Source organism: Sphingomonas sp. UBA978 (assembly GCF_002292295.1).
In the GTDB taxonomy this organism is placed as follows: domain Bacteria; phylum Pseudomonadota; class Alphaproteobacteria; order Sphingomonadales; family Sphingomonadaceae; genus Sphingomonas.
In genome coordinates this window covers 204,894-228,319 of record NZ_DBBS01000005.1, presented here as the reverse complement: position 1 = coordinate 228,319, position 23,426 = coordinate 204,894, and the positions used below count along the sequence as shown (strand labels likewise).

The 23,426-nt window shown below is 70.3% G+C and carries 18 protein-coding genes; 11 read left to right on the top strand and 7 right to left on the bottom strand.

What is annotated here, in order from left to right; all coding sequences use genetic code 11:
- Positions 1 to 5: 5 nt before the first annotated feature.
- Both B2515_RS02740 and B2515_RS02735 read right to left on the bottom strand, forming a co-directional pair.
- Positions 6 to 1,037, bottom strand: coding sequence for a FecR family protein (locus B2515_RS02740; protein WP_293873373.1), 1,032 nt, complete (start codon positions 1,035 to 1,037; stop codon positions 6 to 8).
- Positions 952 to 1,776 carry an RNA polymerase sigma factor gene (locus B2515_RS02735; protein ID WP_293873370.1) on the bottom strand — a complete coding sequence of 275 codons (825 nt, stop codon included), beginning with the start codon at positions 1,774 to 1,776 and terminating at the stop codon, positions 952 to 954. The genes B2515_RS02740 and B2515_RS02735 overlap by 86 nt, the downstream gene beginning before the upstream one ends.
- Here B2515_RS02735 and B2515_RS02730 point away from each other — a divergent pair.
- Genes B2515_RS02730 through B2515_RS02715 form a run of 4 tightly spaced genes read left to right on the top strand, consistent with a single transcriptional unit; the run spans position 1,718 to position 10,702 of the window.
- On the top strand, positions 1,718 to 5,113 hold the full coding sequence (locus B2515_RS02730) for a TonB-dependent receptor domain-containing protein (RefSeq protein ID WP_414711356.1): 3,396 nt from the start codon (positions 1,718 to 1,720) through the stop codon (positions 5,111 to 5,113). The two genes, B2515_RS02735 and B2515_RS02730, sit on opposite strands and share 59 nt — an antisense overlap.
- A 47-nt stretch (positions 5,114 to 5,160) precedes the next feature.
- Entirely contained in the window at positions 5,161 to 7,581 is a 2,421-nt protein-coding gene (locus tag B2515_RS02725) for a zinc-dependent metalloprotease (RefSeq protein WP_293873364.1), read from the top strand.
- The gene (locus tag B2515_RS02720; protein WP_293873362.1) at positions 7,578 to 9,389 is read left to right on the top strand and encodes an amidohydrolase family protein; all 1,812 of its coding nucleotides are present in this window, start codon (positions 7,578 to 7,580) and stop codon (positions 9,387 to 9,389) included. The genes B2515_RS02725 and B2515_RS02720 overlap by 4 nt, the downstream gene beginning before the upstream one ends.
- 8 nt (positions 9,390 to 9,397) lie before the next feature.
- Positions 9,398 to 10,702 carry an amidohydrolase gene (locus tag B2515_RS02715; RefSeq protein WP_293873360.1) on the top strand — a complete coding sequence of 435 codons (1,305 nt, stop codon included), beginning with the start codon at positions 9,398 to 9,400 and terminating at the stop codon, positions 10,700 to 10,702.
- Between the two features lie 30 nt (positions 10,703 to 10,732).
- Here the strand turns inward: B2515_RS02715 and B2515_RS02710 are convergent, their stop codons facing one another.
- Together B2515_RS02710 and B2515_RS02705 are read right to left on the bottom strand one after the other, a co-directional pair.
- Positions 10,733 to 11,077 (bottom strand): hypothetical protein, encoded by a 345-nt coding sequence (locus B2515_RS02710; RefSeq protein WP_293873358.1) that lies wholly within the window; start codon positions 11,075 to 11,077, stop codon positions 10,733 to 10,735.
- 101 nt (positions 11,078 to 11,178) lie between these two features.
- Complete coding sequence (locus B2515_RS02705; protein WP_293873523.1) at positions 11,179 to 13,482, bottom strand: GH92 family glycosyl hydrolase; 2,304 nt, start codon at positions 13,480 to 13,482, stop codon at positions 11,179 to 11,181.
- A 325-nt stretch (positions 13,483 to 13,807) separates the two neighbouring features.
- On the opposite strand from B2515_RS02705, the gene B2515_RS02700 reads away from it, so the two are divergent.
- The 3 genes from B2515_RS02700 (at position 13,808) to B2515_RS02690 (ending at position 16,799) form a co-directional block, all read left to right on the top strand.
- Entirely contained in the window at positions 13,808 to 15,223 is a 1,416-nt protein-coding gene (locus B2515_RS02700; protein WP_293873355.1) for a Gfo/Idh/MocA family protein, read from the top strand.
- Positions 15,220 to 15,975, top strand: a complete 756-nt coding sequence (locus B2515_RS02695; RefSeq protein ID WP_293873352.1) for a 3-keto-disaccharide hydrolase — start codon at positions 15,220 to 15,222, stop codon at positions 15,973 to 15,975. Before B2515_RS02700 ends, B2515_RS02695 begins: the two co-directional genes overlap by 4 nt.
- 65 nt (positions 15,976 to 16,040) lie before the next feature.
- A complete protein-coding gene (locus tag B2515_RS02690) occupies positions 16,041 to 16,799 on the top strand; it encodes an SDR family NAD(P)-dependent oxidoreductase (protein WP_293873349.1) in 759 nt (252 codons plus the stop codon).
- On the opposite strand, the gene B2515_RS02685 is transcribed toward B2515_RS02690, so the two are convergent.
- Positions 16,790 to 17,695: a LysR family transcriptional regulator gene (locus B2515_RS02685; protein WP_293873346.1), complete on the bottom strand. Its 906-nt coding sequence runs from the start codon at positions 17,693 to 17,695 to the stop codon at positions 16,790 to 16,792. The genes B2515_RS02690 and B2515_RS02685 overlap by 10 nt on opposite strands.
- 119 nt (positions 17,696 to 17,814) lie before the next feature.
- On the opposite strand from B2515_RS02685, the gene wrbA reads away from it, so the two are divergent.
- The 3 genes from wrbA to B2515_RS02670 all read left to right on the top strand — a co-directional run bounded on the left by wrbA (position 17,815) and on the right by B2515_RS02670 (position 20,376).
- Complete coding sequence (wrbA, locus tag B2515_RS02680; protein ID WP_293873343.1) at positions 17,815 to 18,414, top strand: NAD(P)H:quinone oxidoreductase; 600 nt, start codon at positions 17,815 to 17,817, stop codon at positions 18,412 to 18,414.
- Positions 18,415 to 18,559: 145 nt separating this feature from the next.
- Positions 18,560 to 19,843, top strand: coding sequence for an ATP-binding protein (locus B2515_RS02675; protein ID WP_293873340.1), 1,284 nt, complete (start codon positions 18,560 to 18,562; stop codon positions 19,841 to 19,843).
- On the top strand, positions 19,840 to 20,376 hold the full coding sequence (locus B2515_RS02670) for a response regulator transcription factor (RefSeq protein ID WP_293873338.1): 537 nt from the start codon (positions 19,840 to 19,842) through the stop codon (positions 20,374 to 20,376). Before B2515_RS02675 ends, B2515_RS02670 begins: the two co-directional genes overlap by 4 nt.
- A 29-nt stretch (positions 20,377 to 20,405) precedes the next feature.
- Here the strand turns inward: B2515_RS02670 and B2515_RS02665 are convergent, their stop codons facing one another.
- Positions 20,406 to 20,708: a polyhydroxyalkanoic acid system family protein gene (locus tag B2515_RS02665; protein WP_293873335.1), complete on the bottom strand. Its 303-nt coding sequence runs from the start codon at positions 20,706 to 20,708 to the stop codon at positions 20,406 to 20,408.
- On the bottom strand, positions 20,705 to 21,139 hold the full coding sequence (locus B2515_RS02660; RefSeq protein ID WP_293873332.1) for a VOC family protein: 435 nt from the start codon (positions 21,137 to 21,139) through the stop codon (positions 20,705 to 20,707). The genes B2515_RS02665 and B2515_RS02660 overlap by 4 nt, the downstream gene beginning before the upstream one ends.
- Positions 21,140 to 21,864: 725 nt before the next feature.
- On the opposite strand from B2515_RS02660, the gene lnt reads away from it, so the two are divergent.
- Positions 21,865 to 23,406, top strand: coding sequence for an apolipoprotein N-acyltransferase (gene lnt / locus B2515_RS02655; protein WP_293873329.1), 1,542 nt, complete (start codon positions 21,865 to 21,867; stop codon positions 23,404 to 23,406).
- Positions 23,407 to 23,426: the final 20 nt, after the last annotated feature.

The window sequence follows — 23,426 nt, the reverse complement described above, 5'->3', positions numbered from 1 at the left end:
CGACGTCAGCCGCGGGAAAGGGCGATCGATCCGTCGGACACCGGCGTGACCCGGATCTGGAAACTCGCGGTCAGCGCGGTCAGGAACGCCGCGCTTTCGCGCACGCCGAACCGGCCGGACACCATCAGCGGGGTGAGGCGCGGATCGACGATCACGATCGGCCGCTCGCGATAGCGGTTGAATTCGTCGACCGCCTGTTCGAGCGTGTCCTCGTCCAGTTCGATATAGCCGTCCTGCCACGCGACCCGGCGCAGGATCGAGCCGTCGTCGAGCCGCGTCGTCGCGAGCATGTCGGGGCGGATCAGCGCGGTGTCGCCGGCGGCGGCGCGCACCGACTGGCCGTTGCCGGACAGGACCGACACCAGTCCGTGCGTCACCGTCAGCTCGATCCGGTCGGGCAGGCGGCGGATGTTGAAGCGGGTGCCGAGCACGCGGATGCGCGCGGTGCCGATATCGACGACGAACGGCCGCCGCACGTCGCGCGCGACGTCGAACATCGCCTCGCCCGCGAGCAGGCGGACGCGGCGTTCCGACCCGTCGAGGCGGGTGTCGAGCAACGTATCGGTGTTGAGCGCGATCGACGTCCCGTCCGCCAGCCGGGTGCGGCTCTGCTGGCCGCGGCCGGTGCGATGCCGGTCGGGCATGAGGTCGGCGTAACGCGACAGGCCCAGTCCGACGCTGCCGACCGCGGCGGCGGCGAGTAGCCCGACCGCGCCGCGGCGGGTGACCGGAGGGCGCGCGTCGGCCGGCGCGTCGTCGGATGCCGCGACCGGTGCCGGCGGATCGGCCGGTACGTCCTCCAACTCGCAGCCCTTCAGCTCCGGGGCCGCCCGCACCCGTGACCGCGACGCCGTCTCCCACGCCAGCGATGCCACGGCGAAGGCTACGGCGTGATGCGGCGAGGCGTCGATCCAGGCGTCCGCCGCGGCGCGGACGTCGTCGCCGGGCGCGCTATCGAGCCGGATGACCCACGCCGCGGCCTCGGCCTGAATCGCCGTCCTGTCCTGCGTCGGCGGCGCCATGCCGGGTAACCCCATGATCCTCCTGCTCCGTCATCGCCGCCGTCACGAGCGTCAGCGCCCTGGTCAGATGCTTCTCTACGGTAGAGACGGATATCCCCATGATATCCGCTATCTCCGTCATCGCATGGCCCTGCACCCGGCGCAGCACGAAGGCGCGCCGCGCCTGCGCGGGCAAGGCGGCGATGATCGTTTCCAGCCGGCGCAGCGTGTCGCGCGCGTCGAGCATGCCGTCGGTGTCGATGCTCCGCTGCAGCCCGTCGAGATCGGCCATATAGTCGAACGAGACGATCACCTCGCGTCGCTGCTGGTCGATCAGCATGTTGTAGGCGGTGCGGGTCAGGAAGGCGAGGCCGTGGCGGATCGCGCGCCAGTCGGCGCAAGCGAAGGTCCGCGCGAGCACTTCGGCGACCAGATCGTCCAAGTCCTGCGTGTCGCGGACGACCCGGCGCAGGCGATGGCGCAGCAATGCCTGCTGCGGCAGGATCACCGCCTTGAACCATTCCAGTTTCTGATCGCGATCGCTCAAACCCGTTCCCCCTGGGTGGTCGATCCTCTCCGCGACCCGCATGAAAGCGACAAACATGCTGGCTGTCGAGCCATTTAATTGCTTTTTTGTGACGCCGGACGGTGAGGGTTTTGCGGGACCGTTCGTCTCTCTCGGCAGGGACATCGCAGTTTTCAGGCGACGGGGGATTATGACGATCAGGTTCAGGAGAGCGGCTCTGGCCGTCCGTGCCAGCGCATTGGTGCTCACCGCCGCAGGCTGCGTGCAGGCCGGCGTCGCGCAGTCGGCGGTGCGGACGGTGCAGTTCAACATTCCCGCGCAATCGGTGGGCGATGCCTTGCAGGCTTTCTCCCGGCAGTCGGGCTATCGCGTCCTGTTCCCGTCGAAGAGCGTCAGCGCGCTGCGCGCCGATGCGGTCGTCGGCAGCTATCCGGCCGAGGCCGCGCTGCAGCGGATATTGCGCGGCACGCCGCTGCGCGTCGCCTCGATGGCGGGCGGCGTCGTCGCGCTGACCAGCGACCCGGCGCCGCGGCTGCGGACGATTTCCGCCGCCCCGTCCTTCGTCCAGACCGCCGCGGCCGAGGCGCCGCCTGCCACCGATCAGGTGCAGCCCGAGGCCGATGCGCCGCAGGATCAGGCGCCGCCCGACGACATCGTCGTGGTCGGCTCGCAGATCCGCGGTGCCAAGGTCAACGACGCGCTGCCCGTCACCGTCATCGGCCAGCGCGAGATCGCGGCGACCGGCGCGGTGTCGGGCGACGAGCTGTTCCGCTCGGTCCCGCAGTTCGGCGACGTCACCTTCAACAGCTCGTACCTGCCGGGCAGCAGCAATTCGGCGCGCGGCGACGTCGGCTCGATCAACCTGCGCAACCTCGGCATCGGCAACACGCTCGTCCTGCTCAACGGCCGCCGCGTCGTCGCGCACCCGACCAGCCAGGCGAACACCCAGCTGGTGCCGGTGCTGACCTACAATTCCAACGCGATTCCGGTGAACGGGCTCGAACGGCTGGAGGTGCTGCGCGACGGTGCCGCCGCCATCTATGGCGCCGATGCGGTCGCGGGCGTGGTCAACACCGTGCTCAAGACCGATTACAGCGGCGGCGACATGTCGCTGCAATATGGCGGTGCCGAGGGCACGGGCTTCCGCGAATTCAACGCCAACGGCGTGTTCGGCACCAATTTCGCCGGCGGGCGCGGCAACGTCACGCTGTTCGCCAATTACGATCGCGGCACCGGCCTCGACAGCACCGAACAATCCTTCACCGCCTCGTCCGACCGGCGTGCGCTGTTCGTCGGCACCCGGTTCGAAGGTGCGACCTCGCTCGATTCGCGCAGCGTGACGACGCCGTGGCTGTCGGCGCAGACGCCCGCCAGCTTCGGCACGGTCCGCGCCGGCACGACCGCGCTGACCAGCGCATCCGGCCTGTTCCACATCCAGCCGACCACCTCGGCCGGATGCCAGCGCGCGATCGGCAACGGCCTGTGCATCGACGACGGCGCGCTGTCGACCGCAGGCGCGGACCGCGACCTGCGGCAGGACACCGCGGCGCAACGGACGTCGGTGATCCCGTCGCTCAACCGCATCAACCTGTTCCTGACCGGGCATTTCGACCTCGACGATTCGGTCACCGCCTTCTGGGAGGGCGGCTATTATCGCGGCAAGACGCATGCCGAGCAGAGCCCGATCCAGACGCTGACCTCGATCCCGATCACCGTGCCGGCGAGCAATTACTGGAACCCGTTCGGCGCCGCGACCTTCGCCGACGGCACCGCCAATCCCAATCGCATTCCCGGCACCAACGTGCCCGCCGCCGGCCTGCCGGTGACGATCCGCAACTATTCCTTCTCCGACTTCGGCAACATCAAGGTCGACGTCACCAACCAGCAATATCGCGGCCTGTTCGGCCTGCGCGGCAGCTGGAACGGCTTCGACTGGGAAACCGCAGGCAGCTATTCGGAAGCGACCGTCCGCGACGTCAGCGACAATATCTCGCGCACCAAGCTTGCCTATTACCTCGGCCTGTCGACGCCCGACGCCTATAACGTCTTCAACGGCGGCACGCTCGACACGCCGTCGATCGGCGATGCGACGCCCAACCGGCAATCGACGATCGACGCGATCCGCGAAAGCCTGACGCGGCGCACCAAATCGACGCTGGCGACGTTCGACTTCCGCGTGTCGAAGCGCAACCTCATCACCCTGCCGGCCGGCGACGTCGGCTTCGCCGCGGGGATCGAGGCGCGGCGCGAGACGCAGCTCGACGATCGCGACGCGCGGATCGACGGCACGATCACCTATACCGATCCGCTGACCCGCGTGGTGGCGGGCGATTTCGCCAATTCGAGCATCAACCCCGACACGCGCGGCCATCGCGAGGTCTTCGCGACCTATGGCGAGCTGGCGATCCCGGCGATCTCGCCCGAAATGGGCGTGCCGCTGATCCGCAGCCTCAATTTCCAGGTCGCGGGCCGGTTCGAGGATTACAGCGACTTCGGCAGCATCGCCGTGCCGAAGGTCGCGGGGGCGTGGGACATCGTCCGCGGCATCCGCCTGCGCGGGTCATGGGCGAAATCGTTCCGCGCGCCCAACCTCGAACAGACCAATGCCGCGCTGGTCACCCGCACCAACACGCGCACCGATTATGCCTTTTGCGAGGCGGACCTGCGCGCGGGGCGGATCAGCAGCTTCGCCAATTGCGCCCGGTCGCAGACGACCACCGCGCAACGCTCCGGCAACCCGGATCTCGATCCCGAACGGGCGACGACCTTGTCGTTCGGTGCGGTGCTCGAACCGCCGCTGCCCGCGGGCCTCGGCAGCCTGACGCTGACCGGCGACTATTGGCAGGTGAAGCAGAAGGGGCTGGTCGGCATCTTCGGCGAAGGCAATGCGCTGATCCTCGACTATCTGCTGCGCCAGTCGGGGCAGACCAACCCGAACGTCGTCCGCGCCGCGCCGACCGGCGACGATATCGCGGCCTTCACCGGCACCGGGCTGGCGCCGGCGGGGCAGGTGCTGTTCGTCACCGACCGCTACGTCAACCAGCTGCCGCAGACGGTGCGCGGCGTCGATGTCAACGCGATCTACAACCTGCGCGACACCGGGGTCGGCAATTTCAACCTGTCGTTCAACGTCGCGCACCTCATCAAATTCTATCAGGACCCGTCGCCCGGCATCGCGGCGCTGCTGGCGGCGCGCGCCGCTGGCCAGATCAACGCCGGCACCAGCATCACCGGTGGCGGCGACCTGCGGCGGCAATCCGCCCGGCCGACGTGGAAATGGTCGGGCGCGCTCACCTGGTCGCTGAAGAACGTGACGATCGGCGCCTTCACCCAATATATCGGCAGCGTCGAGGATACCGGGCTGATCGATTCCGCCGGCGCGCCGTGGATCGTCGACGACCAGATCACCGGCAATCTGTTCGGTCAATATGCCTTCACCGGCGGGTCGCTCGCGGGCACGACGATCCGGCTGGGGGTGCGCAACCTCACCGACGAAAAGCCGTCGCTGTCGTCGGACGGCTATCTCGGCATCCTCTACACACCGGTCCGCCGCTACTGGTACGCGAACATCCGGCACAAGTTCTGATGCGGATGCGCGGTCTGGTTCTTGCGGTCCTGCTCGGCACGGCGACAATGGTGGCCGCTCCCGCGGCGGCGCAGGGGACGCTGTTCGGCATCGTCGCCGACCGGGACGGCGGCAAACAGGTGATCCGCCTGCCCGCGGCGGGGCCGGACGGGGTGATCGGCCGCTATCTCTACACGCCGTCGATCGCCGCGGGCCTGGGTGCGAAGGATATCGGCGTCGATCGCGCCTGGCTGGGGCAGACGCAGATCCTGGTGTTTCGCCGGCTCGGCAAGCGCGTGCTGCTGTCGTTCGAGAACACCCGCTTCCGCGCGCTGAACGGCGAGCGGGGCGCGGAGGAGGCGGTGGAATCCTCTTTCGCCCCGTCCACCATCTGGGCGGGCGAGGCGGTCGACGAGCCGGGCGGCGGCACCGCGGTCGACATCGCCGGGTTCCTGCTGAGGGACGGCCTCGACATCGCCGGCCGGCTGAAACAGGGCAAGGCCGGCACCTACCGCCTCGCGCCGACGCTGAGCTATGTCGATGCGCGGCAGAGCGCGGCCTTCCCCGACAATGTCGAATTCCAGTCGGTGCTGACCTTCCAGACCGACGAGCCCGGCGCCGCGATCCGTCGCGCGGTGCCCGATGCGCGCGCGATTACCGTGGCGGTGCACCACAGCTTCATCCGGCTGCCCGACGACGGCTTCGCGACCCGCGCGCACGATCCGCGCACCGGCACGTCGGTGCAGGTGATCCGCAACGATTATGCGACCGCGCTGGATCGGCCGATCGTCACCCGGCTCGTCCGCCGTTTCCGCCTGACCAAGCGCGATCCGGGGGCGGCGCGATCGGCGGTGGTGAAGCCGATCGTCTTCTACGTCGATCGTGCCGCGCCGGAGGCGATCCGGACGGCGCTGATCGAGGGCGCGCGCTGGTGGGCGCAGGCGTTCGACGCCGCGGGCTACAGCGATGCATTCCGCGTCGAGCTGCTGCCCGAGGGCGTCAACCCGATGGACGCCCGCTACAACGTCATCGCCTGGGTCCATCGCGAAACGCGCGCCTGGTCGACCGGGTCGACCATCGTCGATCCGCGCACGGGGGAGATCGTGCGCGGCGTCGTCCAGCTGGGCTCGCTGCGCGCGTGGCAGGACAAGATGATCTTCGAGGGGCTGGTCGGCGCGGAGCGGGAGAACAGCGGCGCGGCGGACGATCCGATCCGGCTGGTCCGCGCACGGCTGCGCCAGCTGGCGGTGCACGAGGTCGGGCATGCGCTGGGGCTGTCGCACAATTTCGCGGGCAGCAGCTATGCCGGCCGGGCGTCGGTGATGGACTATCCCGCGCCGCTGATCCGGGTGCGCGACGGCGGACTCGACCTGAGCGATGCCTATGCCACCGGTGTAGGCGCGTGGGACCGGTTCGCGATCCGCTGGCTCTACGGCACGGCGCCGAAGGGCGCGGACGAGGCGCGCTGGCTGGACGGGCTGGCACGAGAGGGGCAGGCGCGCGGCTATCGCTTCGTCGCCGATGGCGACACGCGCGGGGCGGGCGATGCCCAGCCCTATGGCAATATGTGGGACAATGGCGAGGACGCCGTCGCGGAACTCGCCAACGTGCTGGCGGCGCGGCGGATCGCGCTGGCGCGGTTCGGCTTGCGCAACCTGCCCGAGGGCGCGCCGGCCGCCGACCTGCGGCGGATGATCGTGCCGATCTACCTCTACCATCGTTATCAGGTGACGGCGGCGTCGAAGCTGATCGGCGGCGTCGATTATGGCTATGCGGTGAAGGGCGACGGCCACGAACGCGCGGCGGTCGTTCCCGCCGCCCGCCAGCGCGCGGCGCTGACCGCGCTGATCGGCACGTTGTCGCCAGACCAGCTCGACCTGCCCGACCCGTTGCTGGCGGTGCTGTCGTCGGTCCAGTCGGGCACGCCGGACATCCAGTATGAGGTCGAGCTGCTGCCGTCCCGGACCGCGGCGCCGTTCGACCTGCCGGGCGCGGCCGAGGCGGCGGCGGACGTGACGTTCGAGGCGCTGCTCGATCCCGAGCGGCTCAACCGGCTGATCGAGCAGCAGCGCGTCGACCCGCAGCAGCTGTCGGTGGACGAACTGTTCGACCGGATCGGTGCCGCGCTCGGCCCGGCCGCGGCGGGGCAGGGGCGGGCGGCGGAGCTGCGGCGGCGCGTGCGTGCCCGCTACGTCGCGCGGCTCGCCGGCCTGTTGCAGGACAAGCGCCTGTCGTCGACCGCGGTCGCCGCCGCGCGCGGCGCCGCGACCCGGTTCGGCGAACGGCTGCGCGGCTGTGGCGGCGACCGGCTCGAAACCGATTCCTGCGCCTATCTCGCCGCGCTGTTGACCGGCCCGGTCGAACAGTTGCAGCGTCTCGCCGAACCGATCGCGCCGCCGCCGGAGGTGCCGCCGGGCGCGCCGATCGGCAGCGACGAGGACGATTGGCTGACGACGCCCCTATCCCCCGCAAGCAAGGATGCCTCGTGACCCGTATCGCCTCGCCTGATCGCCGCGCCGCATCGCCGCTGCGCGTCGGGATCGTCCTGCTGATCGCCAGCCTGACCACCGCCGCCACGCCGGCGCCTGCGCCGCGGCGCCTGGCGATCGTCGGCGCGACGGTGTTCGACGGCACCGGCGCCGCCCCGCGGGTCGCCAACGTCCTCGTCGAGGATGGCCGCATCGTCGCGGTCGGTCCGGACGTCGCGCCGCCCGCCGGCGCCAGCGTCATCGACGCGCGCGGCAAGGCGCTGCTGCCCGGCCTGTTCGACCTCCACACCCACTGGACACCGGCGGGCGTCCCCGCGACGACGCCGCAGATCGCCACCGCCTATGTGCAGGCGGGCGTCACCACGGTGAACGACTTCCACGAACAGCCGGAAAGCTATGCGCCGCGCCGGCAATGGCTGGCGTCGCTGGTCGCGCCGCACGTCAATTTCGCCGCGCGGGTCAGCACGCCCGGGGGCCATGGCGCGGACTGGGCGGACCAGTCGACGACGATCTGGGTCAACACGCCCGAAGCCGCGAAGGCCGCGGTCGAGCGGCTGAAGCCGTACAAGCCCGACCTCATCAAGGCGTTCACCGACGGCTGGCGCTATGGCGTCGCGCCCGACAACACCAGCATGGACGAATGGACGCTGGGCGCGCTGGTCGAGGGCGCGCATCAGGCGGGGTGGAAGGTGCTGACCCACACGGTCACCGTCGATCGCGGCGGGGTCGCGGCGCGCGCCAAGATCGACGCGCTGGCGCACGGACTGCAGGATCGCGACATCGACCCGGCGACGCTCGCGACGATCGTCGCGGCGAAGATGGCGATGGCGCCGACGCTGGCGGTCTACGAGCCCGACAAGGCCGGCCCGCCGAAGGACCCCGCAAGCCCGCGCTACCGGCAGAGCGTCGCCAAGTTCGGCCATGCCCTCCACAACGTGAAGGTGATGTACGATGCCGGCGTGCGCATCGGGCTGGGGACCGATGCCGGCATGCCGGGGACGCCGCACGGCGCATCGACGCTGCGCGAACTGGAATTGCTGGTCCGCGCCGGCCTGACCCCGACGCAGGCGCTGGTCGCCGGCACGCGGTCGAGCGCGGAGATCATGAGTCTCGACGGCGACCGCGGCACGATCGCGCCGGGCAAGCGCGCCGACATCATCCTGGTCGACGGCCGGCCCTGGGAGCGGATCGCCGATATCCGCAAGCTGGCGCAGGTCGTGATCGACGGCCGGCTGGTCTATGGCCTGGGCGCGCCGGCGCTGCCCGCGGGCAATCGCGCCAGCTATCTGCCGGCGGTGACGGTGCCGGCGACAATCGACGATTTCGAGCGGCCCGACGGGCGCAGCACGCTCGACACGCTGCGGCTCGAAACCGGCGACGGCGGCATGGATCGCACCGTCGAGATCAGCCAGATCGTGCCGCGCGGCGACGGCGGCCACGCGCTGCAGCTGTCGGCGCGCATGGCGATGAAGGGCGACGCCTATGCCGGCGTCGCGGTGCCGCTGACGCGGGGATCGGTGCAGCCGGTCGACGTGCGCGGCTATCGCGGCGTGCGTTTCGACCTGAAGGGGGCGGGGCCGTTCCTGTTGAAGCTCAACGGGCTGGAGAACAGCTGGTCCGCGCCGGTGACGGGGACCGCGGCATGGACGACGATCGAAATTCCCTTCACGATGCTGACGCCGGTCGCGCGCGGCGGCAAACCGGGCATCGCGTTCAAGGGAGACAGCATCGTGCAGGTCGAAATCGGAGCGGCGCGGGCGCCGGGGCAGACGGTCAGCGTCGCCTTCGATTCGTTGCGCTTCTTTTGAGCCGCGGCATGGCGATCCGCCCCCTGCTCGCCGCCGCCGCGCTGCTCGCGCCCGTGGCGGCGGGCGCCGACCCGACCGGTCAGGCGATCGATGCGACGGTGGCGAAGGGCTATCCGCAGCTCGACGCGCTGTACCGCGACCTGCACGCGCATCCCGAGCTGGGGTTTCAGGAGGTCCGCACCGCGGGCGTGCTGGCGGCCCGGATGCGCGCGCTCGGCTTCACCGTGACCGAAAAGGTCGGCGGCACCGGCCTCGTCGCGCTCTACCGCAACGGCGACGGACCGACGCTGCTGGTCCGCACCGAGCTGGACGGCCTGCCGATGGAGGAGAAATCCGGCCTGCCCTATGCCAGCCGCGCGCAGGCGAATTTCGAGGGCAAGACCAGCTTCGTCGCGCACAGCTGCGGCCATGACGTCCATATGACCGCGTGGATCGGTGCCGCGCAGGCATTGCTGGCGATGAAGGCGCAATGGCACGGCACGCTGATGTTCGTCGCGCAGCCGGCCGAGGAGCAGGTCAAGGGCGCGAAGGCGATGATCGCCGACGGCCTGTTCACGCGCTTCCCGAAGCCCGATGCGGGCATCGCCGTGCACGTGGGATCGGAGCCGACGGGGACGGTGATCGTCAAGGACGGCGTGGTCAGCTCCAATTCCGATTCGGTCGAGGTGACCTTCAACGGCCGCGGCGGCCACGGATCGATGCCGAGCGCGACGATCGACCCGATCGTGATGGGCGCGCGCTTCGTCACCGACGTGCAGACCGTCATCAGCCGGCAGAAGGACGCGGGCACGTTCGGCGTGGTCACCGTCGGCGCGTTCCAGGCCGGCACCGTCGGCAACATCATTCCCGACACGGCGGTGCTGAAGCTCAGCCTGCGCTCGTTCACGCCGGCGGTGCGCACGCTGCTGCTCGACGGCGTCAGCCGGGTTGCCAAGGCGTCCGCCGCGATGGCCGCCGCGCCCGAACCGACGGTCAAATGGCTCCACGGCACCGCGGCGGTGGTCAACGATGCCGCGCTCGGCGCGAAGGTGGCGGCGGCGCTCGCCGCGTCCAGCCCCGATACGATCCGCCACGTCCCGGCATCGGAGCCGGGCTGGTCGGCGAGCGAGGATTATTCCGCCTTCGTCGAGGCGGGCGTTCCGTCCGTCTATATGACGATCGGCGGCTATGACGCCGCGACGCTGGCGCGGTTCGCGGCCAAGGGGCAGACGGTGCCGAGCAACCATTCGCCCTTCTTCGCGCCGGATCACGAGGCGGCGATACGATCGGGCATCCGCACCCTGACGGTCGCGGCGCTGGCGGTGATGCGATAAGGGGCGGGGGGTTGCGTCCCCCCGCTGCGTTCAGCGCTGCTTCTTGGTGATGGTGGCGGTGAAATCGGGGTCCTTCTTTGCGACCCAGTCGACGAACTTGCGCACCACCGGATCGGCCAGCAGGCCCTCCACGTCCATGCCGTGACGCTGCAGTTCCGAATTGGTGAAATGCGCCGTCACCGTCTGCTGGCAAATCGGATGCATGGGTACGACATCGCGGCCGCCGCGGCTCTTGGGGACGGGATGGTGCCAGACGATGGTCTTGCCCGTCGGCCGGCCGCACAGCCAGCAGGGTGCCGGCGGCGGCGCGGGCGCGTCGTCCGCATCGCCCTGATCCGCGTCATAGGGGCCGTGTTTCGAATGCTTGCGGGCCATAGGGTCAACCGGTTCCGTATCGCGGCCGCCCGACATCGGCCGCCATCGCCGCGCTCCTACACCAGCGCGGCCCGATGCGGAACCGACGAGGGGCGCGGCCGTCACCGGGTGGCGGGGCGCGCCGTCGATTGCGAGAAGGGGCGGGCGCCCGCGCTTCGGCCCCAGGCCGTATCGGCGCGCGCGCCCATCGTGAAGCGGAGCTCGCCGCCCTGCCGGATCTCGTCGTCGCGCAGATAGCTGCGGGTCAGCGGCCGGCCGTTGAGCGTCACCAAGCGGATATAGGGATTGGCCTCCGACAGGCCGTCGGTCCGGACCACGAACTGCTTGCCGTCGGGCAGGGCGATCGCCGCACGCGACAGGAACGGGCGGCCGATGACATATTCGTTCGATCCCGGCGCGACCGGATAGAAACCGAGCGCGGTGAACACCAGCCAGGCGGACATCTGGCCGAGATCGTCGTTGCCGCTGAGCCCCGCCGGCGTCGCGCCATATTGGCTGGTGACGATCTGGCGCAGCCGTTCCTGCGTGCGCCATGGCGCGCCGGCGTAGCTGTAGAGATAGGCGACGTGGTGGCTCGGCTCGTTGCCATGGATATACTGGCCGATCAGCCCGGCGATATCCTCGGCATGGCTGTAGTCGAGCTTCGAATTGTCGTGGTCGAACATCGCATCGAGCCGGGCGATCGCCTTGGCGTCGCCGCCGAGCAGGCGGAACAGGCCGGCCTGGTCCTGCGGCACGAACCAGCTGTATTGCCAGGCATTGCCCTCGGTATAGTCCGATCCGTAGTTGATCGCGGTCGGGTCGAACGGCGTGCGGAACGTGCCGTTCGACAGCCGCGCGCGCAGCCAGCCCGAGCGCGCGTCGAAGCTGTTGCGCCAGTTGCCGGCGCGTGTCTGGAACCGGGCGGCGATGTCGGCCTTGCCCATCCGCCGCGCCATGCGGGCGATCGTCCAGTCGTCATAGGCATATTCGACCGTCTTCGACGCCGCCTCCGGCTCCTTGTCGATCGGCACGTAGCCGCGGCGGATGTATTCGCCGAGCCCGCCGTAGGCCGCATGATCGGCGCTGGCGACCATCGCGCGCAGCGCCGCCTCCGCATCGAAGCCGCCAATGCCCTTCATATAGGCGTCGGCGATCACCGGGACGGCATGATAGCCGATCATCGTCCACGTCTCGCGGCCCGCGAATTGCCATACCGGCAGGATGCCGTCGGGGCTGTGCTGCTGGCTGGCGAGCAGCGAAAGTACGATGTCGGTCGTGGTCTGCGCCGGCTGGATCAGCGTCAGCAGCGGATGTTCGGCGCGGAACGTGTCCCAGAGCGAAAAGGTGGAGCGGACGGTGAAGCCGTCCGCCCGGTGGACCTGATCGTCCGGCCCGCGATAGCGGCCGTCGGCGTCGCTCCACACGCTCGGTGCGAGCAGGCTGTGGTAGAGCGCGGTCGCGAAGATGCGCCGCATCGGCCCGTCGGCGTCGAAGCGGACCGCGCCCAGCGCCGTGTCCCAGCCGTCGCGCGTGCGCGCGTGCACCGCGTCGAAGCCGCCCGGTTCGCTGTCGAGGTTGGCGAGCGCGCCGGCTTCGTCGACGCCGGACAGGCCGACCTTCACCTCCAGCGGCGTATCGAGCATGCCGAAATCGAGCCGCGCCTCCAGCGCCCGGCCGAGCTTTTCGGCGAGCGCGTCGCTGCCGCGGCCGGGGCCCTGAAAGCCCTTGTACGGCACGTCCGTCTCGCGGTTGACCAGCGCGTGGCCGACCAGGGCTGAGGAGAAGCGCATCGCGAAGAACAATTTGCGCCCCGGCGCCCAGCCGCGCGTCTCGCGAAAGCCGGTGAGCACGCCGTCGGCGCGCAGGTGCAGCCCCGACCACAGGATCTTCCCCGGATAATTGTACAGCGACGATCGCAGGTCGACGATCAGATGCGCCGCCTTGCCCGCCGGGAACCGGTAGCGGTGCACGCCCACCCGCGTGCCCGCGGTCATTTCCGCGCGGACCTGCGGCCCGTCGAGCGTCACCGCATAATAGCCGGGGCTCGCGACCTCGGTCGCGTGGCGGAAGGCGGATCGGTAGCCGGGCGCGGCAGGCGTGCCGGGGTCCATCGGCACCGCCTCGCCCGCGACCGGCATGACGAGCACGTCGCCGAGGTCGGAATGGCCCGCGCCGGAAAAATGCGTGTGGCTGAACCCCTCGATCGTCGGGTCGTCGTAACGATAGCCGGCGGCATGGCCGTAGCAGCTGCGGATGACGCAGGAGGTGTCGGTGTCGGGCGACAGCTGCACCATGCCGAACGGCGCGACCGCGCCGGGAAAGGTATGGCCCTCGCCGCCGGTGCCGATGAAGGGATCGACCGCGTCGCCCGGCCGCTCCGCCGATGGCGGCCCCTGCTGCGCGACGACGCCGGTCGCGGGCATGGAACCGAGCAGGGCGGCGGCCAGGCCGATCGCGCCGCGAACGGCGGTCGTGGCCCGGGCGTTGCGGGCGAACCCCTGCGTTGCCGCTTCCGATGGCCGGTGATCCAGGGTCCGCATGCTCGTCTTCCCGTCGATCCATGTCGCGACCGGCTGGACGCCGGTGCGCGCGGGACGGAGGTGGACCAGAACGCGGGATAGTACAATGCGAACAGGGAGATCGCAGTGGCGGTGCGGTGTGCGCTGTGGCTATGATGGCGATGCCCGCACGGCCGCACAGGCCGCCGCGGGCCAACGACAGGACGAGAGGCTTGCAAGGATGCGGAAGGTGAGCGGACCGGGCGGCGGCATGACGCGCCGCGACTGGCTGGGCGGCGCGGCGGCGGGCGCCGGACTGCTGGCGATGCCCGGCCCGGCCTTCGCGCGGCGGATCGCCGCGAGCGACCGGGTCAATCTCGCGGTGATCGGCGCGGGCGGCATGGGCGCGCAGAATATGGCGAAGCTCACCGGCCAGAATATCGTCGCCGCGGCCGACGTCGATTTCGACCATGTCGCGAAATCGCTCACCGATGCGAAGGGCGCGGTGCGCGCCGACCGGCTGGCGCTGAAGGCCGCCTATGACCGCGCCGCCCGCTTCGCCGATTATCGCCGCATGTTCGACGGCCGCAAGGATATCGACGCGGTGGTGATCGCGACGCCCGACCATCATCACGCGCTCGCGGCCAAGGCGGCGATGGAGCGCGGCCTGCACGTCTATGTCCAGAAACCGCTGACCTATACCGTCCGCGAAGGCCGCACGCTGCTCGATCTGGCGCGCCGCAATCCCCGGCTCGTGACCCAGATGGGCAATCAGGGCCATTCCGGCGACGATGGCCGGCGCGTGGTCGAGCTGATTCGCGGCGGCGCGATCGGGCGGGTGCGCGAGGTTCACGCCTGGACCAACCGGCCGGTCTGGCCGCAGGGCGAGCCGCGCCCCGCGCCGGTGGCGAAGCCCGCCGGCCTCGACTGGGACCTGTGGCTGGGGCCGGCACCGGTCGACTGGGGCTATCACCCCGATTACGCACATTTCAACTGGCGCGGCTGGGTGCCGTTCGGCGTCGGCGCGCTCGGCGACATGGGCGCGCATCTGATCGATTTCCCGGTCTGGGCGCTCGACCCCGGCCTGCCGACGCGGGTCGAGACGCGGCACAGCCGCTGGGGCGGCGACGACAACGTCTGGGACGGCAGGCCGCCCGCCGACCTCGGCAGCTATCCGCTCGCCACCGTCACCACCTATCGCTTCGGCAATGCGAAGGGCGGGCCGGTGACGATGACCTGGTATGACGGCGGTCTGATGCCGCCGACCCCCGATGCGATGCCGGCGACCGCGCGGATGAACCCGGACGGCGGCGTGCTCTATGTCGGCGAGGCGGGCATGCTGATGCACGACACCTATGGCGAGAAGCCGGTGCTGATCGGCGACGGCGTCGCCGCGCGTGCGGCGGCGGTGCCGGTGTCGCTCCCGCGCATCCTCGACGGGCGCGACGGGCATGAGATGAATTGGATCCGCGCGATCCGCGGCGAGGAGGCAATCTCCTCGCCCTTCGCGGTCGCGGTGCCGCTCAACGAAACGATGATCCTCGGCATGGTCGCGCTTCGCGCCGACCAGCCGATCGACTATGACGGGGCCTCCGGCCGGATCACCAACGTCCCCGACGCCAACCGCTTCCTCGATCGGGAATATCGCAAAGGATGGTCGCTATGATCGCACCCCATATTATCGGCTCGCTGCTCCTGCTCGCCCAGTCCGGCGCGAAGCCGGCGGATACCGAGGTCTGGCAGCCCGTGCCGCCGGTCGTCGCCGTGCCGGCGACGCCGTCCGCGCCTGCGCCGTCGGACGCGATCGTGCTGTTCGACGGCACCTCGCTCGACCAGTGGACCAGCACGAAGGACAAGGGACCGGCGGGCTGGACGGTCAGGGACGGCGTGCTGACGGTGCGCAAGGGGACGGGCAACATCCAGACGAAGCGGTCGTTCCGCAACTATCAGCTCCACCTCGAATGGCGCGTGCCGGCGGGAATCGTCGGCGAGGGGCAGGGGCGCGGCAACAGCGGGCTGTTCCTCGCCTCGACCGGCGACGGCGATGCCGGCTACGAACTCCAGATCCTCGACAGCTATCGCAATGCGACATACGTGAATGGCCAGGCCGCCAGCATCTACAAACAATCCCCGCCGCTCGCCAATCCGACCCGCGCGCCGGGGGAATGGCAGAGCTACGACGTGGTCTGGACCGCGCCGGTGTTCGCCGCGGACGGCAAGCTGGTCAGCCCCGCCTATGTCACCGTCCTGATGAACGGCGTGCTGGTGCAGGACCATTATGCGCTGACCGGCGAGACCGCCTATATCGGCGCCCCACGCTACACCGCGCATGGGCCGGCGCCGATCAAGCTGCAGGACCATGGCGATCCCAGCGCGCCGATCAGCTTCCGCTCGATCTGGCTGCGTGAGTTGAAATGACCGGGCCGAGTTGAAATGACCGGGGCGTCTGATAGGCGGCGAACTCCATGCGAGCGAGACACACCATGACAGCCACCGCCTTCATCACCGGCGCGACCTCCGGCATCGGCGCCGCCGCGGTCGAGGAATTCGTCGGCGCGGGCTGGCGGGTGATCGCCACCGGCCGCCGCGCCGACCGGCTCGCAGCGTTGCAGGCTCGCCTCGGCGCGGATGCGGTCCACACGCTCGCCTTCGACGTCGCGGACGATGCCGCGGTCGACGCGGCGCTGGCGGGCCTGCCGGAGGACTGGCGTGCCATCGACCTGCTCATCAACAATGCCGGTCTCGCGCTGGGGACGAAGCCGGCGCAGGAGGCGAACCTCGACGACTGGCGCACGATGATCGCGACCAACGTCACCGCTCTGGTGGCACTGACCCACCGCCTGCTGCCCGGACTGGTCGCGCGGCGCGGCGCGATCATCAACCTGTCGTCGGTCGCCGCGACCTATCCGTACAGCGGCGGCAACGTCTATGGCGGGACCAAGGCGTTCGTCGAGCAATTCTCGCTCGGCCTGCGCGCCGACCTGCACGGCAAGGGCGTCCGCGTCACCTCGATCGAGCCGGGCATGGTCGAGACGGAGTTCACCACGGTGCGCACCGGCGGCGACCGGGCGGCCTCCGATGCGCTCTACAGGGGTGCCGATCCGATGACTGCGGAGGATATCGCCGCGACCATGTTGTGGGTGGCGACGCTGCCGCCGCACCTCAACATCAACCGGCTGGAGCTGATGCCGGTCAGCCAGTCCTTCGCCGGATTCCAGGTGGCGCGCGCCGGTCAGTCCTGAGCGGCGCAGGGATCGCGCAACGTCGCCGAGAGGAAGGCGATCAGCGCCTCGACCCGCGCCGGGCGCAGCGCGCTCGGCGGGGTCAGGATGTGGAGGCCGATCGGTGCCGGCGCCCATGCCGCGAGGATCGGCACCACCGCGCCGCTGGTGATGTGCGGCCCGACGATGAAGCCGGGCAGCCGCGCGATGCCGAGCCCGGCGAGCAGCGTCGGCAGCAGCGCCTCGCCGCTGTTCGCGGTCAGCGGCCCCTCGGGCTTGATCGACAGGTCGCTGCCGTCGGGATGCTGGAATCGCCACGGCCCCGACACGTTCGAATAGCCGAGGACGCGGTGGCGGGCGAGGTCGGAGGGGTGCTGCGGCGTGCCGTGCGCGGCCAGATAGGCGGGCGCCGCGACCAGATAGGTGGTGATGTCGCACAGCCGCCGCGCGCGGAGGCTGCTGTCCGGCAGGTCGCCGATGCGCAGTGCGACGTCGAACCCCTCCGCGACGATGTCGACGCGCGCGTCCGAACAATGCAGGTCGATCTCGACGCCGGGATGCGCGGCGAGGAAGGTCGCGAGCAGCGGCGCGACGTTGCTGACCCCGAAGCTCATCGGCGTCGCCAGCCGAACCCGGCCGGTCGGCGCGCTGGCCGCATCGCGTGCGGCCTCCTCTGCGGCGCGCGCCTCGGCGAGGATGCGTTGCGCATGCTCCGCCAGCGGCTTGCCCGCCTCGGTCAGCGCGAGCCGGCGCGAGGTGCGGTGGAACAGCGACTGGCCGATATGCTCCTCCAGCCGGGTGATCGCCTTCGACACGGTCGCCTTGCTGAGCCCGATCCCCTCCGCCGCACCGCTGAACGAGCGATGCTCGACCACGGCGGCGAAGATCGCCCAGGCTTCCAGATCGGGTAATCGCATCCTCGTCCTCCACGCAACGCCGCGGAACCTAGCGTAGAAACGATCGGTTTCCATCGTTTCCGTTTACGCGATGGTCGGCCACGCCCATCTTGGCCCCGACACGATCTGGAGACGCTCGCATGACCAAGGTTCTGGTGCTCTATTATTCCTCCTACGGCCATATCGAACAGATGGCGGATGCGGTCGCCGAGGGCGCGCGCGCCGGCGGTGCCGAGGTCGACATCCGCCGCGTCGCCGAAACCGCGCCGGACGAGGTCGTCAAGGCCGCGCACTTCAAGACCGACACCGCCCATCCGGTGATCGAGGGACCGGATGCGATGGCGCAATATGACGCGATCGTCGTCGGCGCGCCGACCCGCTTCGGCCGCATGCCGGCCCAGATGGCGAGCTTCTGGGACACGACCGGAGGGCTCTGGGCGCGCGGCGCGCTCGTCGGCAAGGTCGGTGGCGCCTTCACCTCGACTGCCAGCCAGCATGGCGGGCAGGAGACGACGCTGTTCTCGATCATCACCAACCTGCTGCACCACGGCCTGACGATCGTCGGACTCGATTACGGCTTCCAGGGCCAGATGGGCGTCGACGAGGTCCGCGGGGGCTCGCCCTATGGCGCGACGACGATCGCCGGCGGCGACGGCGCGCGCCAGCCGCACGAGGAAGAGCTGGCCGGTGCCCGCTATCAGGGCAAGCGCATCGCCGAGACGGCCGCGAAGCTGAAGTAACCGCCCCTCGTCGTTGCGAGCGCAGAGAAGCAATCCAGGGCGGCCCGCGGCGCGGCCCTGGATTGCCGCGCCGCGATGACGAACGGTGCGCATGCCGGCGCGAGGGGTGTCGCGCTTGCCCCGAATCGCGCCTACACCGGCGGCGATGGCCACGCATCCCACCCGCCTGCCGCCGCCCGCGCCCGAGGATGCGGCGGCGCGCAACATGCGCCAGCTGGTGCTGCTGCGCTGGCTGGCGGTCGGCGGCCAGCTCGCGACGATCCTGACAGTGCATTACGGCTTCGGCATCCGCCTGCCGATCGCGCCGATGGCGGTCGTGCTGGCGGCGCTGGTCATGCTCAACGTCATGACGTGGCTGGGCCATCCGCACTGGCCGGTGACCAATTTCCAGCTGTTCGGCGCGCTCGCCTGCGACGTCGTCGCGCTAACGGTGCAGCTGCACCTCAGCGGCGGAGCGGCCAATCCCTTCGTCTCGCTCTATCTGTTGCAGGTGGTGATGGGTGCGGTGCTGCTGCACGCCTGGTCGAGCTGGGCGCTGGTCGGGCTGACCGCCACCGCCTTTGCGCTGGTCGCCCTGGTCAGCCCGCCGCTCGACCTGCCGCCATGGCTCGCGACCAGCCTGTCGCCCGCTTATGTGCTCGGCCTGTGGTGCAATTTCGTGCTTGCCGCGGTGCTGCTGGTGCTGTTCGTCACCCGTATCGCCGCCAATCTGCGCAGCCGCGATTCGCACCTCGCCGCGATGCGCCAGCGCGCGGCGGAGGAGGATCATATCGTCCGCATGGGCCTGCTGGCGAGCGGCGCCGCGCACGAGCTGGGCACGCCCCTGTCGTCGATCTCGGTGTTGCTCGGCGACTGGAAGGGCGAGGCGGCGATCCGCGACGAACCGCGCCTCGCGGCGGAGGTGGACGAGATGCAGGCCGAGGTGATGCGCTGCAAGGCGATCGTGTCGGGCATCCTGTTCGCCGCCGGCGAGGTGACCGGCGAGGCGCCCGAGCGGACGACGCTGCGCCGCTTCCTGTCGGGAATCGTCGCGACATGGCCCGGCAGCGTGGCCTTCGCGGACCGGCTGGGCGAGGACCGGCCGATCGTCGCCGATCGCGCGCTGGGGCAGGCGCTGGTCAACCTGCTCGACAATGCGGTGGAGGCGGGGGCGGCGGCGATCACGCTGACCGCGGGACTGGAGGAGGCGGTGCTGGTGTTGACGGTACGGGACGATGGCAGCGGTTTCCCGCCGGAGGTGCTCGCCGCATTGGGGCGGCCGTACAACAGCAGCAAGGACCGGCGCGGCGCGGGGCTGGGTCTGTTCCTCGCGACCAACGTGCTGCGGACTTTGGGCGGCACGTTGCAGGCGCGCAATCTGGCGGGCGGCGGCGCGGAGACGGTCCTGCGACTGCCGCTCGCCAGCCTCGCGCTGGAGCCTTCGGCATGACCGGCGATCGCCGGCTGCTGATCGTCGAGGACGATGCGAATTTCGCCCGGACGCTGGCGCGCTCGTTCGAACGGCGCGGCTATGCGGTGGCGACCCTGCCCGGACCCGACGGGCTGGAGGCGCGCGTCGCGGATTTCCGCCCCGACCATGCGGTGGTCGACTTGCGACTGGGCGGCGCATCGGGGCTGACCTGCGTCGCGGCGCTGCACGCGCTCGATCCCGCCATGAAGATCGTCGTGCTCACCGGCTTCGCCAGCATCGCCACCGCGGTCGAGGCGATCAAGCTCGGCGCGACCAACTACCTGACCAAGCCCGCCAACACCGACGATATCGAGGCGGCGTTCGCGCGGGTCGACGGCGATGCCGACGCGACGATCGCCACGGCGCCGCCGACCTCGATCAAGACGCTGGAATGGGAGCATATCCACCAGACGCTCGCCGACGTCGACTTCAACATCTCCGAAGCCGCCCGGCGCCTCGGCATGCACCGCCGTACGCTCGCGCGAAAGCTCGACAAGCGTCACATGGGATAGGCGCGCGACCTCGGCCGCGCCGCCCGCCGTTATTTCAGCAGCTTGGGCGCTTCCTGCTGGATCACGTCGCGGATCTTGCCGGCGAACAGGCCGAGGAAGCCGGGCAGGTCGACGATCGCATGGACGTTGGTATCGTACACCGTCGCGCGGCAGCCGATCGACTGGCCCATCGCCTGCACGGTGAAATGCATCGTATCCGCCTCCCAGCGATGGTCGACCTGCGCGCCGCCGGGGATCATCCGGCCGATCTTGCCGACCCCGCCGTCCAGCCGGTCGCGGACCGCCTGCTTGCCGAGCTGATGGGGGATGTTGATGTCGATGGGGGCGCTCATGCGGGGTCCTTTGTGGTCGCGAACAGCATCGCGTCGTCGGCGAACGCCTTGAACTCCAGGGCGTTGCCGGAGGGGTCGTAAAAGAACATCGTCGCCTGCTCGCCGGCCTGTCCCTCGAAGCGGATGTGCGGTGCGATGCCGAAGCGCACGCCGGCGGCGGCGACGCGCGCGCTCAGCGCCTGCCAGTCGGGCATGGTCAGCACCACGCCGAAATGCGGCACGGGGACGGCATGGCCATCGACCGCATTCTCGACCGCGACCGCGCGCGCGGCAGGATCGAGATGCGCGACGATCTGATGCCCGAACAGGTCGAAATCGATCCAGTGATCGCTCGACCGCCCCTCGGCGCACCCGAGCATCCCGCCATAGAAGGCGCGCGCGGCGGCAAGGTCGTGGACCGGAAAGGCGAGGTGGAACGGTCGCAGCGTCATGCCCGAGGAGATAGGGCGGCGCGGGGGCGGATGCCAGCCTGCGCTGAGGGGGTGGGGGAGCGCACAACCACGACCTCTCCACATGTTCCTCGGCGAAGGCCGGGGCCCAGCTGGGCGAACGGTTGCGATACCGTACGACGGCCTTCCCGACTGGGCCCCGGCCTCCGCCGGGGAGCAGAAGGATGCGAGGCACCGGGCGCGCATGCGCAGACCGCCGCCGGGTGAGCGTCCTTATCGCCTCCCAGGACACGCGCGGGACGAATGCCAGCCTTGTGCGAACAGGACGGCGAACATCCCCCACAGTTCCCCGGTGGAGGCCGGGGCCTAGTTGGGCGAACGGTTGCGATACCGGACGACGGCTGTCCCGACTGGGCACCGGCCTCCGCTGGGGAACGGAAGGGTGCGAGGTACCGCGCGCCTATGCGCCGAGCGCCGACGGGCGAGCCTCTGCACCGCCTGTCAATACACGCGCGGGACGGATGCCAGCTTGCGTGAACAGGACGGCGAACATCCCCCGCGGTTCCCCGGCGAAGGCCGGGGCCCAGTTGGGCGAACGGTTGCGATACCGTACGACGGCCTTCCCGACTGGGCCCCGGCCTCCGCCGGGGAACAGAAGGGTGCGAGGTACCACCCGCACATGCGCCGAACGCCAACGGGCGAGCCTCCCGCATCCCCTCACTCACCACACGGGACATTGCGCCGCGGGCGCATTACAGGCCGCTGCGATGCCTGCTTTCCTCTTCCGCCGTCCCGCGCTGGTCGCGCTGTTGCTCGGGGCGCTTGCCGCGACCGGATTCGCGCCGCTGCAGCTCTGGCCGTTGACCCTTATCGGCCTCGCCGGCCTCGCTGCGCTGGTCCATGCCGCGCCGACGGGGCGGCGGGCGCTGTGGATCGGCTGGTGCTGGGGCGTCGGGCATTTCACGATCAACAACAACTGGTTCCAGCACGCCTTCGACTTTCAGGACAAGATGCCGCCGGTGCTCGGCTATTTCGCCGCGGTCGGGCTGGCGCTGTATCTGGCGGTGTTCCCGATGCTGGTGTCGGGAATCGGCTGGCGGTTCGGGCGGCGAGAGCGGCCGGATGCGGCCTATGCGCTGCTGTTCGGGGCGGCGTGGATCGGCAGCGAATATCTGCGCGCGACGCTGTTCACCGGCTATGCCTGGGACCCGATCGGCGTGATCTGGCTGCCGGTGATCGGCGTCGCGCGGCTGTCGGCGTGGATCGGCACCTATGCGCTGTCGGGCGTCACCGTGCTCATGGCGGTGTCGCTGCTGCTCCTGTCGCAGCGGCGCTGGCGGCTGCCCGCCGGGCTGGCGGCGGTGCTGGCACTCGCCGCAATCTCCGCGCCGTGGACCCGCGCGCCCGCCACCGCACCGGACGCGCCGCTGTTGCGCGTGGTGCAGCCGAATATCGGGCAGGATGCGCGCGGGCAGGACGATCAGGAACGGATGCTCGCCGCGCTGATCCGCCAGTCCGGCCGCCCGGGACCGCGCCCGCGGCTGGTGCTGTGGCCCGAAGGGGTGATGCGCGACTATCTGGAAAGCGGCTATCCGCGCTGGATCTATGACGGGCAGAGCCCGCTATTCAACCGCTGGCGGCTGGCGCAGCTGCTCGGCCCCCGCGACATCCTGCTCACCGGGCATACGCCGTTGCGCTTCGATGCGGCCGGCGACGTCGCGGGCGCCGCCAATGCGGTGGTCGCGATCGACAGTCGCGCCCGGATCGTCGGCCGTTACGACAAGGCGCATCTGGTCCCCTTCGGCGAATATCTGCCGATGCCATGGCTGCTTCGCCCGATCGGCATCGCGCGGCTGGTGCCGGGGGATTTCGACTTCGACGACGGGCCGGGGCCGCGCACGCTGGCAATCCCCGGCTTCGGCGCGATCGGGTTCCAGACCTGTTACGAGATCATCTTCTCGGGCGAGGTCGTCGACCGGGCGCATCGGCCGCAAATGATCTTCAACCCCTCGACCGACGCCTGGTTCGGGCGCTGGGGGCCGCCGCAGCATCTGGCGCAGGCGCGAATGCGCGCGATCGAGGAGGGGCTGCCGATCGTGCGCTCGACGCCGACCGGCATCTCCGCGGTGATCGCCGCCGACGGCACGTTGCTTGCCACCGTGCCGCACGAAACCGCAGGCGCGATCGCGCTGCCGATGCCGCCCGCGCCGCCGCCGACGCTGTTCAGCCGGATCGGCAATGCGGCGGCCCTGATCGTCGGCCTCGCCTTCCTGATCGCCGCGATTGCCATCCGCCGCCGCGCACGTTAGGGAGGTGATATAAAGGTTTC

Bases quoted from the DNA above. Each gene is read 5' to 3' on its own strand.
- B2515_RS02660 (WP_293873332.1), bottom strand. From the start codon at position 21,139: ATGACGCTGCGACCGTTCCACCTCGCCTTTCCGGTCCACGACCTTGCC.
- B2515_RS02730 (WP_414711356.1), top strand. From the start codon at position 1,718: ATGACGATCAGGTTCAGGAGAGCGGCTCTGGCCGTCCGTGCCAGCGCA.
- B2515_RS02675 (WP_293873340.1), top strand. From the start codon at position 18,560: ATGGCCACGCATCCCACCCGCCTGCCGCCGCCCGCGCCCGAGGATGCG.
- B2515_RS02705 (WP_293873523.1), bottom strand. From the start codon at position 13,482: ATGCCCGCGACCGGCGTCGTCGCGCAGCAGGGGCCGCCATCGGCGGAG.
- B2515_RS02725 (WP_293873364.1), top strand. From the start codon at position 5,161: ATGGTGGCCGCTCCCGCGGCGGCGCAGGGGACGCTGTTCGGCATCGTC.
- B2515_RS02710 (WP_293873358.1), bottom strand. From the start codon at position 11,077: ATGGCCCGCAAGCATTCGAAACACGGCCCCTATGACGCGGATCAGGGC.
- lnt (WP_293873329.1), top strand. From the start codon at position 21,865: ATGCCTGCTTTCCTCTTCCGCCGTCCCGCGCTGGTCGCGCTGTTGCTC.
- B2515_RS02690 (WP_293873349.1), top strand. From the start codon at position 16,041: ATGACAGCCACCGCCTTCATCACCGGCGCGACCTCCGGCATCGGCGCC.
- B2515_RS02695 (WP_293873352.1), top strand. From the start codon at position 15,220: ATGATCGCACCCCATATTATCGGCTCGCTGCTCCTGCTCGCCCAGTCC.
- B2515_RS02665 (WP_293873335.1), bottom strand. From the start codon at position 20,708: ATGAGCGCCCCCATCGACATCAACATCCCCCATCAGCTCGGCAAGCAG.
- B2515_RS02670 (WP_293873338.1), top strand. From the start codon at position 19,840: ATGACCGGCGATCGCCGGCTGCTGATCGTCGAGGACGATGCGAATTTC.
- wrbA (WP_293873343.1), top strand. From the start codon at position 17,815: ATGACCAAGGTTCTGGTGCTCTATTATTCCTCCTACGGCCATATCGAA.
- B2515_RS02715 (WP_293873360.1), top strand. From the start codon at position 9,398: ATGGCGATCCGCCCCCTGCTCGCCGCCGCCGCGCTGCTCGCGCCCGTG.
- B2515_RS02740 (WP_293873373.1), bottom strand. From the start codon at position 1,037: ATGGGGTTACCCGGCATGGCGCCGCCGACGCAGGACAGGACGGCGATT.
- B2515_RS02685 (WP_293873346.1), bottom strand. From the start codon at position 17,695: ATGCGATTACCCGATCTGGAAGCCTGGGCGATCTTCGCCGCCGTGGTC.